Below are 16,104 nucleotides of genomic sequence, written 5' to 3' on the forward strand. Positions count from 1 at the left end.
CGCGCCCCCCGCCACACCCCCCCCCCCCCACCCCCCAACCCCCCCCCCCCCCCCCCGGCCCCCCCCCCCCCCCCGCCGCCCCCCCCCCGCCGCGAGGGGAGACCAACGTGACACCGACGGCCGCAGCCAGCGCCGCCATCCGCATCGACGAGCCCACCACCGACCCCGCCGCGGCCAGTGCCGCGGCCGCCGAAGCCCAGGCACCCGCCCCCACGGGACTGCCCGGCAACGGCGACGACGACCCCGACGAACGCACCGCGGCGGACCCCGCCGCTCCCGGCCGATCCCGATCGGCCACATCTCCCACAGGCGCCCGCTTCACGAGGCCCGGGGGGATGTTCTCCTCCCTTCGCGTTCGCAACTACCGCTACTACTTCGCCGGCCAGGTGGTGTCCAACACCGGCACCTGGATGCAGCGCATCGCCCAGGACTGGCTGGTGCTGAGCCTCACCGGCAGCCCGCTCGCGGTCGGCATCACCACCGCCATGCAGTTCCTGCCGATGCTGCTGCTCGGACTGTTCGGCGGCGTGCTCGCCGACCGGATGCCCAAGCGCCGGCTGCTGATCTACACCCAGGGCGCGATGGGCCTGCTGGCCGCCGGCCTCGCGGTGCTGACCGTCGGCGGCGTGGTGACGCCGTACTACGTGTACGCCTTCGCGCTGCTGCTCGGCCTGGTCACCGTGGTGGACAACCCGACCCGGCAGGCCTTCGTCTCCGAGATGGTCGGACCGAAGGACCTGGCCAACGCCGTCAGCCTGAACGCCGCCAACTTCCAGACCGCCCGGCTGGTCGGCCCCGCCGTCGCGGGCCTGCTGATCGCCGCGGTCGGCAGCGGCTGGGCGTTCGCCGTCAACGCGCTGTCCTTCGCCGCAGTGATCGGCGGGCTGCTCGCGATGCGGGAGTCCGAACTGCGCCCGACCGCGCCGATCGCCCGCGAGAAGGGGCAGTTGCGCGAGGGCCTGCGGTACGTCAAGGAGCGGCCCGAGCTGCTCTGGCCGATGGTGCTGGCCGGGTTCATCGGCACCTTCGGCTTCAACTTCCCGACGCTGCTCTCCGGTTTCGCGTACGACACCTTCAAGGTGGGCGCCGGCCAGTACGGCCTGCTGAACACCGCGATGGCGATCGGCTCGCTGGCGGGTGCGCTGCTCGCCGCCCGCCGGGGCGTGCCGCGGCTGCGCCGGCTGGTCGGCGCGGCGCTGGCCTTCGGAGCGCTGGAGGTGGTCGCCGCGTTCGCGCCCGACTACTGGACCTTCGCGCTGCTGCTGATGCTCATCGGGGTGTTCGGGCTGAGCTTCAACACCTCCGTCAACTCCATGCTGCAGTTGTCCACCGACCCCGAGATGCGCGGCCGGGTGATGGGCCTGCTGGTGCTGGTCTTCACCGGCGGCACGCCGATCGGCGCCCCGGTCGTCGGCTGGGTGACCGCCTCGTACGGGCCCCGGCTCGGCCTGCTGGCCTGCGGACTGGTGTCCGCGGCGGCGGCCGGCGCGGTCGGCCTGGTGCTGGCCCGCAGCGCGGACCTGCGGGTGCGGTTCGACCTGCACCCGGGCCGCGGCGGCCGGGTGGTGGCCTTCGTGCCGCGGACCGGTGCGGCGAGCAAGTCGGAGCTGGCGGCTGCCTGCTGATGCCGCGTCAGGCCCCCGGGAGTGCCCCGGGGGCCCGGATGGTTCAGGAGCCCGGACGGTTCAGGGGCGGACGGGTCAGAGCCGGATCTCCAGCACCTGGCCGGGCCAGAGGCCGTGCGGCTGCTCGACCTCGAACGTCACGGTCTCGGTGAAGCCGAGCGCCCGGTAGAGCCCGACCAGCTTGCGGTCGGCGCCGCCGTAGCAGTCCACCCGGAGCAGGCCGATGCCGCGCCGGCGGGCCTCCTCGATCGCGTCGGCGATCAGCGCGGCGCCGATGCCGGAGCCCTTGCGGGTGCGGTCGGTGACCAGGTTGCGGACGTACAGCTCGCGCTCGTCCACGGCGGGGATCCACCGGCCGCGGTCCTCGGAGACCACGCAGCAGCCGACCGTACGGCCGTCCTCGTCCACGGCGAGGCGGATCAGGAACGGCTCCTCGGCGTACGAGGAGACCTGGTCGATCCGGGCCTGGTTGGTGCTGAACGGCTGGTCGCCCCACTGGCCGGTACGGCCCTGGGCGGTCAGCCAGGAGACGGCGCCGTCGAGCAGGGACAGGATGTCGGGGACGTCCGCGGACCCCCCGTTGCGGATCTTCATGGAAGACCGTTCTACCCCAGACGGCCGGGCGCGGGAAGATTGATCCATGAGGTTGTTCGTGGCGGTGCTGCCGACGACCGAGGCGCTGCAGGGGCTCGCGGACGCGGTCGCGCCGCTGCGGGAGCTGCCGGGGGCGGAGCGGCTGCGCTGGACCGGCGCCGAGGGCCGGCACCTGACCCTGGCCTTCCTGGGCGAGGTGGCCGCCGAGCGGCTGCCGGAGCTGGCGGCGGGCCTGGCCGCCGTCGCCGAGGTCAACCCGGTGCACCGGCTGCGGATCGCGGGCGCGGGGCGGTTCGGCGACCGGGTGCTCTGGGCCGGGGTCGAGGGCCAGGCCTGGGCGCTGCGCCGGCTGGCCGAGGCCGTCACGGAGGCCACCGCCGAGGTCACCGGGGCGACCGACGACTTCGCCTTCCACCCGCACCTCACCCTCGCCCGGGCGGGCTCCTCGCGCGGGCACCGGCGGGCCGTGCGGCGGGTCGCGGCGGCCGAGCTGGACGGCCTGGTGGCGGCGCTGGCCGACTACCGGGGGCCGGAGTGGGAGGCCGCCGAGCTGCACCTGGTGCACAGTGACCCGGGCGGCGGCTCCGCGCGCTACGTGACGCTGCGCACCTGGGCGCTGGCCGACTGGGGCTGAGGGCTGAGGGCTGAGCACCGCGGGGCGGGCCGTGGGGGCGGTGGGGCAGGGGCCCGGCGGAGTCCGGGGTGAGCCGGAGGTACGCTCGTTGACCGTGGATCCCAAGACTCGTATGCGCATCGTCTCCGGCACCCTGGTGCTGATGCTGGTCGTCGTGCTGATCAGCTCGCTGGTCGGCCGCTGAGGCCTGCCTGAGGCCCGTCCGAGGGCTGCCTGAGCCTGCCGGAGGCCCGTCCGGGCACAGACACGCCCCAGCACCCCGGGAACGGCGAGAGGGCCACCGCCCGTCGGCGGTGGCCCTCGGCCGTGTCCTCGGGGGACCGGGTCAGACCTGCGCGAGCTGCTCGACCACGTAGTCGACGCAGTGGGTGAGCGCCTCGACGTCCGCCGGGTCGATCGCCGGGAACATCGCGATGCGCAGCTGGTTGCGGCCCAGCTTGCGGTACGGCTCGGTGTCCACGATGCCGTTGGCACGCAGTGCCTTGGCGACCGCGGCGGCGTCCACCGACTCGTCGAAGTCGATGGTGCCGACCACCTGGGAGCGCTCGGCCGGGTTCGCCACGAAGGGGGTGGCGAACGGGGACTTCTCGGCCCAGGAGTACAGCCGGGACGAGGAGTCGGCGGTGCGGGCGACCGCCCAGTCCAGCCCGCCGTTGCCGTTCAGCCACTCCAGCTGGTCGGCCAGCAGGAAGAGGGTGGAGAGCGACGGGGTGTTGTACGTCTGGTCCTTCGACGAGTTGTCGATGGCCGTCGGCAGCGAGAAGAACGGCGGGATGTAGCGGCCGGAGGCGGCGATCTCGGCGGCGCGCTCCAGGGCGGCCGGGGAGAAGGTGGCCAGCCACAGGCCGCCCTCGGAGGCGAAGGACTTCTGCGGGGCGAAGTAGTAGACGTCCGTCTCGGTGATGTCCACCGGCAGGCCGCCGGCGCCCGAGGTGGCGTCCACCAGGACCAGCGAGCCCTCGTCGGCGCCGGCCGGGCGCGCGATCGGCATCGCGACGCCGGTCGAGGTCTCGTTGTGGGTGAGCCCGTAGACGTCCACGCCGGCCTCGGCGACCGGCAGCGGGTGGGTGCCCGGGGCGGTCTTGATCACGGTCGGCTCGCCGAGCCACGGCGCGGCCTTGACCGAGGAGGCGAACTTCGAGGAGAACTCGCCGAAGTCCAGGTGCTGGGACTTCTCCCGCACCAGGCCGAAGGCGGCGATGTCCCAGAAGGCGGTGGAGCCGCCGTTGCCGAGGACGACCTGGTAGCCGTCCGGCAGCGAGAACAGGCTGCTCACGCCCTCGCGCACGCGCTTGACCACGTTCTTGACCGGGGCCTGGCGGTGCGAGGTGCCGAGCAGGGAGGTCTGGGTGGCGGCGAGGGCACTCAGGGCCTCGGGGCGCACCTTGGACGGTCCGCAGCCGAAACGGCCGTCTGCGGGCTTGATGTCAGCGGGGATCTGGATCTGAGCCACGCGCGCAGCCTACCGGCCGGGGGCCCGGCGGGGTACGGCCGTCCGCCCGCTGAGACCGCGGTCACGGCTGCTCGGGGAGCCGCCCGGAAACGTGCGGCAGCGGGCCCGGCCGGAGCCGGACCCGCTGCTCAGGGGCACTGACCGGACGCTCGTCCGGTATTCGCCGACCGGGGGGTCAGCGGGCGATGGCGTCCCAGCCCTCGATCTCCTCGGGGCGGCGCGGGCCGGGGCCGATGTAGCGCGCGGAGGGGCGCACGAGCCGGCCCGTGCGCTTCTGCTCCAGGATGTGCGCCGACCAGCCGGCCGTCCGGGCGCAGGTGAACATCGAGGTGAACATGTGCGCCGGGACCTCGGCGAAGTCCAGCATGATGGCGGCCCAGAACTCGACGTTGGTGGCCAGCACGCGGTCGGGGCGGCGGTTGTGCAGCTCCTCCAGCGCGGCCTTCTCCAGCGCCTCGGCGACCTCGAAGCGCGGCGCGCCGAGCTCCTTGGCGGTGCGGCGCAGCACCCGGGCGCGCGGGTCCTCGGCGCGGTAGACGCGGTGGCCGAAGCCCATCAGGCGCTCGCCCTTGTCCAGGGCGTTCTTGACCCAGGCGGTGGCGTCGCCGGTGCGCTCGATCTCCTCGATCATGCCGAGCACGCGGGACGGCGCGCCGCCGTGCAGCGGGCCGGACATCGCGCCGACCGCGCCGGAGAGCGCGGCCGCGACGTCGGCGCCGGTGGAGGCGATGACCCGGGCGGTGAAGGTGGAGGCGTTCATGCCGTGCTCGGCGGCGGAGGTCCAGTAGGCGTCGACGGCCTTGACGTGCTTCGGGTCCGGCTCGCCGCGCCAGCGGATCATGAACCGCTCGACGACCGTCTCGGCCTTGTCGATCTCGCTCTGCGGGACCATCGGCAGGCCCTGGCCGCGGGCCGACTGGGCGACGTAGGAGAGTGCCATCACGGCGGCCCGGGCGAGGTCGTCGCGGGCCTGCTCGGCGTCGATGTCCAGCAGCGGCTTGAGGCCCCAGACCGGGGCGAGCATGGCGAGCGCCGACTGCACGTCGACCCGGATGTCGCCGGAGTGCACCGGGATCGGGAACGGCTCCGCGGCCGGCAGGCCGGGGTTGAACTTGCCGTCCACCAGCAGGCCCCAGACGTGGCCGAAGGAGACGCTGCCCACCAGGTCGTCGATGTCGACACCGCGGTACCGCAGGGCGCCGCCCTCACGGTCGGGTTCGGCGATCTCGCTCTCGAACGCGACGACTCCCTCAAGCCCGGGTACGAAATCGGACATGCGACGGCTCCCTCAGTTCTGTGATCGGCGCTCCGCCGTGGTGGGGCGGCGCGCCAGTGACCGAATGGTGTTTGGCACTCGGTGCCAGGGTGACAGGCACGGGGTGCATTGCGCCATACACCACCATGGTGATGTTTCCCGTCGACCCGATTGACTTTCCCCGTCGGAGGCGCCGGCCGGGCCCGTGGCGCCCCCGGAACCCCTGGAATCCTCGGAATCAAACGTCCGGTTCCGGACAATTCCCCGCAGGGCGGGCGGCCGAGCGGTGGAGGGTCACCTGATCTCCCACCGGGGTTTGTCCGGAGGTAGCGGTGCCCGCTGCTTGTCGTACGGGATGATGTTGGCGTGCAGACCCCGGATCGCGCCCAGTCGACGCCCCCGAGCCCCGCCAACCGGACCCTGGCCGACGAGGCCCGCCCCGGCCCGGACCTCACCGTGATGCGCAAGCACTACAGCCACGAGGGCCTGGTCGAGGAGCAGCTCGCGCCCGAGCCGATCGGCCAGTTCACCCGCTGGTTCCACGACGCCGACGACGCCGGGGTGGTGGAACCCAACGCGATGGTGCTCTCCACCGCCGACGCCGAGGGGCGGCCCAGCTCGCGCACCGTCCTGCTCAAGGGCTACGACCTGCGCGGCTTCGTGTTCTTCACCAACTACGGCTCCCGCAAGGGCTCCGAGCTGGCCGCCAACCCGCATGCCGGGCTGCTGTTCCCGTGGATCGCGCTGGCCCGCCAGGTGATCGTCCAGGGCCGGGTGGAGAAGGTCGGCCGGGACGAGACCGCGGCCTACTTCCGCACCCGCCCGCACGGCTCCCAGCTGGGCGCCTGGGCCAGCGAGCAGTCCAGCCCGGTCGGCGGCCGGGAGGTCCTCGAACAGCGGTACGCCGAGCTGGAGCGCCGCTACCCGGAGGGCGAGGGCGTGCCCGTCCCGCCGTTCTGGGGCGGGTACCGGGTGGTCCCGCGGAGCGTCGAGTTCTGGCAGGGCCGGGAGAACCGGCTGCACGACCGGCTCCGCTACGTCGCCGACCCGTCCAGCCCGACGGGGTGGCGGGTGGAGCGGCTCTGCCCGTGATCCGTTCGGCCCACAGGCTCCGCGCGGCGCCCGCGCGGAGCTGATGGGGGCCGAACGGCCCCGCATCCCCCCAACTCGCCGGTACCGTGGGCGGGTCGGCAGGCCAGGGTGATGTGGTCGGGGGCGCGATGGAACCGTTGTTCTTCTTCAGCTACGCCCGCCGGGACCAGCTGGCCGGCAGTACGTTCGTGGACCAGTTCTTCAGCGACCTCAAGGACGAGCTGGCCCGACTCGAACCCGCCGTCGGCCCGGCCGGGCTCGGCTACCGGGACACCGAGCGGCTGCGGGTGGGCGACGACTGGGAACGGCAACTGTCCGACAACGTCGCCTCGTGCCGGACCCTGGTGGCGCTGTACTCCCCGGCGTACTTCGCGAGTCCGTACTGCGGCAAGGAGTGGACGGCCTTCGACGAAAGGATGTGCCGCCACCAGGAGTTGACCGGTCGCTCGGTGCCGGCGCTGATCCCGGTGCTCTGGGAGCCGCTGCCGGAGGGCCTGCCGTCCCGTGTGCTGCGGATCCAGTACGTCCAGCGCGACATGGGCGAGGCCTACGCGGCCGGTGGACTGCGGTCCCTGCTGCGGGCAGACCCGTACGGGCCGGAGTACCTGCGGATCGTCAGGAAGATCGCCGAGCGCGTGCGGGAGGCCGCTGGGCAGTTCCTCGGCGAGCTGCCGAAGCTCGAACTCGGCGCGGTCCAGGGCTGTTTCCCGCTCTCCGGTGAGCAGCCGTCCCCCGTCCGGCCGGGGATGGTCCGTTTGTTCGTGGCGGCCGGACGGGCGCGGGAAAGCGGCGGATCGTCACCGGACGGGACGGAGTCGGCGGCCCGGGTGCCCGGGGGCGGGTGGTACGGATCGCAGCCCTGGGACTGGGCGCCGTACCACCCGCCGAGTGTCCCCTCACTGGTGGTCGGGGCCCAACGGGCGATCACCCGGGCCGGTCATATCACCACACTGGACGAGATCGGCCCGGGCCTCGCGGTCGACCTGGACCGGGCCCGGGAGAACAATCAGGTCAGTGTGTTGCTCGTGGATCCGTGGGCGGCCAGGCAGGAGCCGTACCGGGAGGCGCTGCGCGAGTTCGACGACCAGAACCATCCGGTCACCGGGGTCCTGGTGCCGGCCGGCACCGGCGACCCGCCGGACGGGCCGGCCCGCGACCGGCTCTGGGGCGGGGTGCGCGCGGTGTTCCCGCGCAACTGGCTGCACCGCTCGGGGCCGGAACCACTCTTCCGGGTGAGAGTGACCCGGGAGCGTTTCGAGAGCGAGTTATTGCGCACCGTGACCGTTGCGCAGAACCGGTTGTTGGACGAGGTGGACGAGGGCGAGGACGGTGATCCGGAGGCCATCCGGGCCTCGTTCGGACTCGGCCCGGGGGCGCGAGCGCTCCCCGGGCTGGCGATCCCGGCCCGGCCGGCACCACGGGCGCATCCGGGCCCCGTTACCGCCACGCCGCCTGACGACGAGGCGCCGAGCCGAGGGGACTCAGCGTGATGCCGGCCGACCGGACCCCGCCGACAGCCGACGATGCCGCCGCTCCGTCGGCGACCGGCTCGATCGTGACCTTCTACTCCTTCAAGGGCGGCACCGGCCGGACCATGGCCTTGGCCAACCTGGGCTGGATCATGGCGAGTCAGGGACTGCGGGTCCTGGTGGTGGACTGGGACCTCGAAGCCCCGGGCCTGCATCGCTACTACCACCCGTTGCTGATTGATCCCGAGCTCTCCGGCACACCCGGCCTGATCGACCTGTTGCGCGGCTACGTCGATCAGGCCCTGCCCCGCGCGGGTGAAGCGCCGGGGCTCGGACCGCGGGAGTGGCTCGCCGAGCCCGGACACCTGGACAGGTACCTCTGCGGCCTCGCCCTCGATCTGCCTGCCGGAGGCCGCCTCGACCTGATGCCTGCCGGACGGCAGGACAGCGCCTACTCGGCGGCCGTCACCAGCTTCAACTGGCGCAGCTTCTACACCCGGAACGACATCCGAGGGGCGGAGTTCCTGACGGCCCTGCGTGAGCAGTGGACGAGCTCGTACGACTACGTACTGATCGACAGTCGGACCGGGGTCAGCGACACCTCCGGCATCTGCACCGTGCTGATGCCCGACACCGTGATCGACTGCTTCACCATGAGCGCCCAGAGCATCCGCGGCGGCGTCGACGCGGCCCACTCCATCGCCGACTCGGACGTGCGGGACATTCGGGTGTTCCCGGTGCCGATGCGGGTGGAGGAGGCCGAGCGGTCGGGCCTCGCCGCCGGACGGGACTTCGTCCGGGAGGCGTTCGCCCCCTACCTGGAACGCTGGCTCTCCGGCGAGCGGGCGGAGACGTACTGGCGCGATGTGGAGGTGCCCTACAAGCCCTTCTACGCCTACGAGGAGGTGCCGGCGACCGTCGCCGACCGGCCCCGCCAACATCGCAGCCTGCTCAGCGCGTACGAGAGGCTGGCCGCCTGGCTCACCGACGGGCGGGTGCGCGAGCTGAGACCCGTCCCGGACCGGGTCCGGCGCCGGCTCTACGCGGCCTACCTGCGGCCCGGGCGGACCAGGTCCCGTCAGGTGTACGTGAGTTACGCACCGGGGGACCGTATGTGGGCCGAGTGGGCCGTTGCGGCGCTGACCGGGTTCGGCTACGTGGCCACGCTGCACAGCGCTGCGACCCCGACGGAGCCGTCCGGCGCCCTGCCGGAGGTCGACGGGCCCTTGGACGGGGACGGGCGGATGCTGGCACTGCTGTCGCCGGAGTACTTGGCACTGCCACGGGCGGGAGAGCTGTGGCGCCGCTCCGGAGAGGGGGAGGAGGGCGCGCTGGCGGCCGTGTCCGTGGCAGCCGTACCGCTCCCGGATCCCTTCGACAGCCGGGCGGTGGTCGAACTGGCCTCCTGCCAGGCCGAATCGGCGGAGTCCCGGTTGTTCGAACTGCTCGGGCCGCCGCCCGGCGCAGGCCGTTGGGTCGAGGCCGAGGAGTCGGCCGCGCCGTCGGTCCGTTTCCCTGGCAGTCGGCCGGTGGTGTGCTCGCTTCCTCAGCGTGACCCCGCTTTCACCGGTCGCGCCGTGTTGCTTGACCGGTTGCGTGACGGATTCACCGGGAGGCCCGCCGGCACACCCGTCCAGGTGCTGTACGGGATGGGCGGGGTCGGTAAGTCGCAGACCGCGGTCGAGTACGCGCATCGCTTCGCTGCGGGGTACGACGTCGTCTGGTGGGTCCGGGCCGAGCAGCCCGCCGACATCCCGCAGCAGCTCGCCGACCTCGCCGAGGTGCTCGGACTGCCTGTGGACGGGGACGTTCAGCAGGCGGCCCGGGGCCTGCTGGACCACCTCGCCCACGCGCGTCCGCACGCGCGGTGGCTGCTGGTCTACGACAACGCCGAGGATCCGGACCAGCTGACGTCCTGGCTGCCCGCCGGTACGACGGACGGACACGTGCTGGTGACCTCCCGGAACCGGCGCTGGGCCCGGCATCCGGGCCGTGTCGAGGTCGAGGTGTTCGACCGGGTGGAGAGCGTGCGACTGGTGGGGCGCTTCAACCCCGCGATCGACCCCCTGGACGCCGGCCGGATCGCCGAGCGGCTCGGCGACCTGCCGCTCGCTGTCGGCCAGGCGGCGCGGTGGCTCCAGGAGACGCCGATGCCGGTCGCCTCCTACCTGCAACTGCTGGACGAGGAACTCACCGAGGTACTGGACCGACCGATCCCCGGTGGCGGCCAGGCCGCTGTCGCCGCCACGGCACGGATCGTCGGTACCGATCTGCGCCGGGTCAGTCCTCCGGCTGTGCGGCTGCTGGAACTCTGCGGCTTCCTCGGGCCGGACGCGATTCCGATCGAGCTGTTCTACAGCGGGCCGGCCATCAAGGCGATCGGCCCCCCGCAGGGGGAGGACGAGCGTCTGGCGATCGGGGACATCCTGCGGATCGTCGACCAGTACGGGATGGTCCGCTACGACGCGAGGGGCGGCGGGACACTCGGGGTGCACCGGATCGTCCAGGCCGTGCTGCGCGACCAGGTGGACCCGGCGGACCGGCCGTCCGTCCGTGCCGCCGTGCACCGTGCGTTGGCACTGGTCGGGGCCGGCGACCCGGACCAGGCCGCGGACTGGCCGCGGTTCGCCATGCTGCTGCCGCACCTGGGCCCGTCCGGAGCGGTGGAGAGCGCCGACCCGGACGTGCGGCAATGGATCCGCGGGTCCGTTCGCTACCTGTGGCAGCGAGGGCTGCTGGAGGCCGCGCGGGACCTCGCGACGCGGGCGCTGGAACACTGGGACGAGGCGGGCCTGCCGACGTTGTTCCTGCGGGTCGAGCTGGCCAATGTGCGGCGGCTCCAGGGCGCCGCACAGGACGCGTACCGGATCGACCGGGCAGTGTGGGAGCAACTGACGGCCCTGCTCGGCCCGGAACACCTGAAGACCATCGCGGCCGCCGGCGGTCTGGGTGGTGACCTTCGCCAACTCGGCCGCTACCGCGAGGCGCAGGAGCTCGACCGCCGGACGCTCGCGGCTGCCGAGCGATCCCTCGGGCCGGCGCACCCGCGCACCACGATGATGATCAACAATCTGGCGCTCTCCGACTTCCTGGCCGGGGACCTCCACGGTGCGTTGGCTCGGCACGCCGAGGCGTTGCGCCGCCAGCGTGCGGTGCTCGGCGGGGACAGCCTGTACACCCTTTCCTCCGTCGTCAACCATGCCCGCGACCTGCGGGAACTCGGTCGGTACGAAGAGGCGCTGACCCTGCTCACGGATGCGGTCGAGCGCTACCGGGCCCGCTACGGCGAGGATCACGACGGCACGCTCAAGGCCCTCCGCCACCTTGGTGCGGTCCTGCTGCGGCTCGGACGGTACGAAGAGGCGCGGGCCGCTGACGAGGAGGCGCACCGGCGGCTACTGGTCCGCCACGGGGCGGACCATCCGGAGACCGCGGCTGCCGCCGGACACCTGGCCGCCGACCTCGCGGCATCGGGCGAGACGGACCGGGCCATCGCGTTGGCGCGGGAGGTGTCCGGCTATCACCGTGCACGCCTCGGGGATGAGCACCCCACGACGCTGCTCGCCGCCGGAAACCTGGCGGTGCTGTTGCGGCGGAGCGGTCGTGCGGAGGAGGCCGCGGAACTCTCCGGACGGGCGCTTGAGGGGCTTCGGGCGCAGTTGGGCGGTCGGCACCGGTACGTCGGGGTGACGATGCTGAACCACGCCAACTCGCTGGTGGATGCGGGCGATCCGGCCACGGCGCGAGAGTTGGGCGAACGGGCTGCAGCAGTGCTGGCGGAGTCGCTGGGGTCGGACCACCCCTACAGTCGGGCGGCAGTCAGGAATCTGACACTAAATCAGGAGATCGGTGGTGTCGGTGCTCCAGGTGCGGCCGAACGAGTGGACATCTTCGTCGAAACGCCGCCGGTGTGACCCGGTCGCCCAGGGTTGAGCAGCTGGTGCGGGCCGTCCGGGCGCTCGGCGGGCCGGGGGAATGAATCCGGCTTGCCGGATGCTTGGCCCGGCGGGGCGATTGTTCCGGTGCTTCCCGGGGCACTCCCGGGGTGTGACCAGGGGCTGGTCCGTGTGGTTGTTCGGGCACGGGCCACAGCGACGCGCTTCGGCGCGCGCCACGGCGAAGTGCGCGACCGCTGAACGGGTGAATTCTGGGGGCCCAAAGCGCTGTCGTACGACGTCGGCAGCCCGGGGAGCCCAACGTGAGTCCGCAAGGTGCCGCGCGGAGTCTTCGCGGGCACTACATTGGTCGCAACCGGGTGGGCTTACCCACCCTCGGCAGGTCCTAACCGCGCCTAAGGAAACGAATATGACTCCGGTAACCAGCACCAGGCCGGCCGGCAAGCTCACTGACCCTCAGGAGACGCCGGAACGCCCCTCGCTCGCCGACCTCGCCGCACTCGGCGCGGAAGAGCTCGCCTCCCGGCTCCAGCGCGCGCTCCCCGGCGCGGACTCCGGCCTCGTGCCGGTCGCAGCCTTCAACTCCTCGATCTGACCCGGCCCGGAACTCCCGGCGGAGCCCAGGCCGAGCAGACCGAGCCGATCGAAGCGAACCGGACAGTTCCATGACGACGTCGATTCCGCTGCCGTTGACACAGTTCGTGGTCAAGATGCACAGCAGGTGCGATCTGGCCTGCGACCACTGCTACGTCTACGAACACGCGGACAGCAGCTGGCGGTCCCGGCCGAAGGTCATCGCGGACGGGATCCTGGCCAAGGCCGCCGAGCGCATCGGCGAGCACGCGGCCGCCCACCGGCTGCCCGCCGTCCGGGTCGTCCTGCACGGGGGAGAACCCCTGCTCGCCGGCCCGGACCGCTTGCGCCGCGCCGCCGAGGCGCTCCGGGCGGCACTCCCGCCCGGCTGCGCCCTCGACCTGCGCATCCACACCAACGGCGTGCTGCTGAACCGGGACTTCTGCGCGCTGTTCGCGGAGCAGGAGATCAAGGTCGGCATCTCGCTGGACGGCGACAAGGCCGCCAACGACCGCCACCGGCGGTTCGCCGACGGACGCAGCAGCCACCCGCAGGTGCTGCGGGCCGTCGCGCTGCTGAACGAACCCGGGTACCGGCACCTGTTCGCCGGGCTGCTGTGCACGATGGACGTCCGGAACGACCCGGTGGCCGTGTACCGGGCGCTGGCCGAACTCCGGCCGCCCGCCGTGGACTTCCTGCTCCCGCACGCCACCTGGGACGAGCCGCCCGGGCGCCCCGCCGAGCTGGGTGCCACCCCGTACGCCGACTGGCTGCTGACCGTCCACGGGCTGTGGGACGCGGACGGGCGGCCGTTCGCCGTACGGACCTTCGAGTCCGTGCACCGGACCCTGCGGGGGTTCTCCAGCCTCACCGAGTCGCTCGGACTGGAGCCCTCCGACCTGGCCGTCCTGGAGACGGACGGGACCTTCGAGCAGGCCGACAGCCTGAAGACCGCGTACGACGGCGCGCCCGCCACCGGGATGAACGTTTTCGCGCACAGCCTCGACGACCTCGCCCGCCACCCCGGCATCGCCGCCCGGCAGTCCGGCCTGGCCGGACTGAGCGAGGCCTGCCGCGCCTGCTCCGTGGTCCGCTCCTGCGGTGGCGGGCTGTACGCCCACCGCTATCGGAGCGACGATGGGGGAGGCAGCTTCGACCATCCCTCCGTCTACTGCGGTGATCTCATGACGTTCATCAAGGGCATTGCGGGGAGCGGGAGTTCCGGCGACGGTGTGCCCGCGCAGCCGGCCGGGGCGCCCGGTGTGCCCGGTGTGCCCGGTGCGCCGTCGCCGGAGGCCGAACCGCTGCTGCCCGGCGCGCTCGCCCCGTCGCAACTCGACGAACTCGCGCGCGGATACGGGAGCGCGGAGACCGTCGCCGCGCTCGGCCGCTCCCAACTCGCCCTCACCCGGGCGATGCTGGCCGCCGCCTGGGACGCCTCCGGACAGGGGCGGGCCGAAGCGTGGACCCTGCTGGCCGAGCTCGACACGGCGGCCCCCGCCGCCGTGGACGCCGTCCTCGGCCACCCGTACGCCCGCGCCTGGGCGGCCCGCCGCCTCGCCGGGGACCTCCAGGCCGGACTCGGCCCGCTGGCCGCGCTCGCCGCGGCGGCCGCCGTGCGGGCCGGCCGGGGCGACGCGGTGGCCGTGCCCGTACGCGGCGGCTGGCTGCACCTGCCGACGCTCGGCCGGATCGCCGTACCCGACGGCGAGGCCGTGGTCACCGGGCGGGCGGGCGGCCTCGCGGTCCGGGCGTCCGACGGCACGGTGCGCACCGAACTGGACGAACCGCTGCGGCGGGTCCGGCTGGCCGGCGGCTGGACGGTCGCCCTGGAGGACGCCGACCCGCTGCGCGACTGCCACGACCACCCCGTCGCGGACCACCTCTCCGAGAGCGAACTGCTCGACTGGACGGGCGCGTTGCGCGAAGCCTGGGAGCTGCTCGGGCGCGACCTGCCCGGGTACGCGGAAGGCATCCGGGCCGGCCTGACGACGGTCACCCCGTTGCGGCCGGGCCCGACCGGCCGGGACGTCAGCTCGGCGGCCCGGCAGGCGTACGGCGCCGTCGGCATCGCCCGGCCCGCCACCGCGCCGACCCTCGCCCTGCTGCTCGCGCACGAGTTCCAGCACGTCAAACTCGGTGCGGTGCTGGACCTGACCGACCTGTACGACCGCGCCGACCCCACCCTGTACTTCGCCCCCTGGCGGCCCGACCCCCGGCCGCTCGAAGGGCTGCTCCAGGGCACGTACGCCCACCTGGCCGTCACCGAGTACTGGGGCACCCGCACCCTCGCGTACGACGGACTGCCGGGCACGGCCGCCGACCGGGCGCGGGAGCAGTTCGCGCTCTGGCGGCGGGACACCGCCGAGGCCGTGGAGCGGCTGGCGACCTCCGGAGCCCTGACCGGGACCGGCTTGCGCTTCGCCGACGGCATGCGTGCCACCGTGGCACCCTGGCTCGACCTGTCGCTGCCCGCCGCCGCCGAGCAGGCGGCCGACCGGGTACGGCGGGAACGGGCCGGGGTCTGACCTCCCACCCGCGCCGCCCCGGGACCTCCCCCGCCCGGGGCCCTCACCCCCCGGGAGACGCCATCCTCACCGAACCCCGCGCCGGCGGCGGCGTCGCCGTCGCCTCCCCCGTCCACCCCCTCGTCCGCGACCTCGCCGACCTCGGGGTCCGTCCCGGCACGGTGCTGCACGTCCAGGCATCGCTGCGCTCCCTCGGACCGGTGCCCGGCGGGGCGGCCGGGGTGGTCGAGGCCCTGCTCGACGCCCTGGGCCCCGACGGCACCCTCGTCGCCTACACCGCCACGCCCGAGAACTCCGCCACCTCCCGCATCCACCAGTCCGCCACCGCCGGTCTCTCCCCGGCGGAGGCGGCCGACTACCAGGCCCGGATGCCCCGCTTCGACCCGGCCACCACCCCGGCCTCGCCCTCCATGGGGGCGCTGTCGGAAGCCGTCCGCTCCTGGCCGGGCGCCCTGCGCAGCCGGCACCCGCAGACCTCCTGGGCCGCCGTGGGCCGGCTCGCCCACGAGGTCACCGCCCACCACCCGCTCACCTCCCACCTCGGCCCGGAGTCGCCGCTCGGACGGCTCTACGACCTGGACGCCAGGGTGCTGATGCTCGGCGTCCCGATGGACCGCTTCACCGCCTTCCACCTCGCCGACCTGCGCATGCCCGACGTGACCGTCCGCGAGTACCGCTGCGTCGGCGTGGACGGCTGGACCACCTTCCGGGCCCCCGACCTGGACGACCTCCACTTCGGCCGCCTCGGCGCCGAGGTCCTGCGCACCGCCCGCGGCGTCACCACCGCCCGCATCGGCACCGCCGACTGCCGGCTGGTGCCGGTGCGGGAGGCCGTCGACCTGGCCGAGGCCGTCCTGCGGCGCGGGCGCGCCTGAACCCCGCTCCTCGTTCCTACCGCTGACAAGAGACCCCGCCGTTTCCCACCCCCCGCCCCCACACCCACCCCTCCGCCCCACCCCGCCCCCGTCGCCGCTCCGGCTCCGCC

General features: G+C 73.6%; 11 protein-coding genes. 8 read left to right on the plus strand and 3 right to left on the minus strand.

The window, feature by feature from the left end; all coding sequences use genetic code 11:
• The first annotated feature begins 107 nt into the window (after nucleotides 1–107).
• Nucleotides 108–1,625: an MFS transporter gene (locus tag ACFVU7_RS34535; RefSeq protein WP_388049149.1), complete on the plus strand. Its 1,518-nt coding sequence runs from the start codon at nucleotides 108–110 to the stop codon at nucleotides 1,623–1,625.
• Between the two features lie 75 nt (nucleotides 1,626–1,700).
• Here the strand turns inward: ACFVU7_RS34535 and ACFVU7_RS34540 are convergent, their stop codons facing one another.
• Nucleotides 1,701–2,219 carry a GNAT family N-acetyltransferase gene (locus tag ACFVU7_RS34540; RefSeq protein ID WP_082345996.1) on the minus strand — a complete coding sequence of 173 codons (519 nt, stop codon included), beginning with the start codon at nucleotides 2,217–2,219 and terminating at the stop codon, nucleotides 1,701–1,703.
• A gap of 46 nt (nucleotides 2,220–2,265) precedes the next feature.
• Here ACFVU7_RS34540 and thpR point away from each other — a divergent pair, with 46 nt between their 5' ends.
• The gene (gene thpR / locus ACFVU7_RS34545; RefSeq protein ID WP_388049152.1) at nucleotides 2,266–2,853 is read left to right on the plus strand and encodes an RNA 2',3'-cyclic phosphodiesterase; all 588 of its coding nucleotides are present in this window, start codon (nucleotides 2,266–2,268) and stop codon (nucleotides 2,851–2,853) included.
• 325 nt (nucleotides 2,854–3,178) lie between these two features.
• Here thpR and serC read toward each other — a convergent pair whose 3' ends face one another.
• Together serC and ACFVU7_RS34555 are read right to left on the minus strand one after the other, a co-directional pair.
• Nucleotides 3,179–4,306, minus strand: a complete 1,128-nt coding sequence (serC, locus tag ACFVU7_RS34550) for a phosphoserine transaminase (RefSeq protein ID WP_049656082.1) — start codon at nucleotides 4,304–4,306, stop codon at nucleotides 3,179–3,181.
• Nucleotides 4,307–4,481: 175 nt separating this feature from the next.
• Nucleotides 4,482–5,582, minus strand: coding sequence for a citrate synthase 2 (locus ACFVU7_RS34555; RefSeq protein ID WP_049656080.1), 1,101 nt, complete (start codon nucleotides 5,580–5,582; stop codon nucleotides 4,482–4,484).
• A gap of 438 nt (nucleotides 5,583–6,020) precedes the next feature.
• Here ACFVU7_RS34555 and pdxH point away from each other — a divergent pair, with 438 nt between their 5' ends.
• The 6 genes from pdxH (at nucleotide 6,021) to ACFVU7_RS34585 (ending at nucleotide 15,994) form a co-directional block, all read left to right on the plus strand.
• A complete protein-coding gene (gene pdxH / locus ACFVU7_RS34560; protein WP_049656088.1) occupies nucleotides 6,021–6,653 on the plus strand; it encodes a pyridoxamine 5'-phosphate oxidase in 633 nt (210 codons plus the stop codon).
• A 128-nt stretch (nucleotides 6,654–6,781) separates the two neighbouring features.
• Nucleotides 6,782–8,143: a TIR-like protein FxsC gene (locus tag ACFVU7_RS34565; RefSeq protein WP_079272743.1), complete on the plus strand. Its 1,362-nt coding sequence runs from the start codon at nucleotides 6,782–6,784 to the stop codon at nucleotides 8,141–8,143.
• A complete protein-coding gene (fxsT, locus tag ACFVU7_RS34570; RefSeq protein ID WP_074005473.1) occupies nucleotides 8,143–12,036 on the plus strand; it encodes an FxSxx-COOH system tetratricopeptide repeat protein in 3,894 nt (1,297 codons plus the stop codon). Before ACFVU7_RS34565 ends, fxsT begins: the two co-directional genes overlap by 1 nt.
• 391 nt (nucleotides 12,037–12,427) lie before the next feature.
• Nucleotides 12,428–12,613 (plus strand): hypothetical protein, encoded by a 186-nt coding sequence (locus tag ACFVU7_RS34575; protein ID WP_049660424.1) that lies wholly within the window; start codon nucleotides 12,428–12,430, stop codon nucleotides 12,611–12,613.
• A 70-nt stretch (nucleotides 12,614–12,683) separates the two neighbouring features.
• Nucleotides 12,684–15,119 (plus strand): FxsB family cyclophane-forming radical SAM/SPASM peptide maturase, encoded by a 2,436-nt coding sequence (locus ACFVU7_RS34580; protein WP_388049156.1) that lies wholly within the window; start codon nucleotides 12,684–12,686, stop codon nucleotides 15,117–15,119.
• A gap of 161 nt (nucleotides 15,120–15,280) precedes the next feature.
• On the plus strand, nucleotides 15,281–15,994 hold the full coding sequence (locus ACFVU7_RS34585) for an aminoglycoside N(3)-acetyltransferase (protein ID WP_388049159.1): 714 nt from the start codon (nucleotides 15,281–15,283) through the stop codon (nucleotides 15,992–15,994).
• Nucleotides 15,995–16,104 lie beyond the last annotated feature (110 nt).

Source organism: Kitasatospora sp. NPDC058046 (assembly GCF_042885595.1).
Taxonomy (GTDB): domain Bacteria; phylum Actinomycetota; class Actinomycetes; order Streptomycetales; family Streptomycetaceae; genus Kitasatospora.

Coding starts and splice junctions, on each gene's coding strand:
- fxsT (WP_074005473.1), top strand. CDS start 8,143: ATGCCGGCCGACCGGACCCCGCCGACAGCCGACGATGCCGCCGCTCCG.
- thpR (WP_388049152.1), top strand. CDS start 2,266: ATGAGGTTGTTCGTGGCGGTGCTGCCGACGACCGAGGCGCTGCAGGGG.
- pdxH (WP_049656088.1), top strand. CDS start 6,021: ATGCGCAAGCACTACAGCCACGAGGGCCTGGTCGAGGAGCAGCTCGCG.
- ACFVU7_RS34555 (WP_049656080.1), bottom strand. CDS start 5,582: ATGTCCGATTTCGTACCCGGGCTTGAGGGAGTCGTCGCGTTCGAGAGC.
- ACFVU7_RS34540 (WP_082345996.1), bottom strand. CDS start 2,219: ATGAAGATCCGCAACGGGGGGTCCGCGGACGTCCCCGACATCCTGTCC.
- ACFVU7_RS34565 (WP_079272743.1), top strand. CDS start 6,782: ATGGAACCGTTGTTCTTCTTCAGCTACGCCCGCCGGGACCAGCTGGCC.
- ACFVU7_RS34580 (WP_388049156.1), top strand. CDS start 12,684: ATGACGACGTCGATTCCGCTGCCGTTGACACAGTTCGTGGTCAAGATG.
- ACFVU7_RS34575 (WP_049660424.1), top strand. CDS start 12,428: ATGACTCCGGTAACCAGCACCAGGCCGGCCGGCAAGCTCACTGACCCT.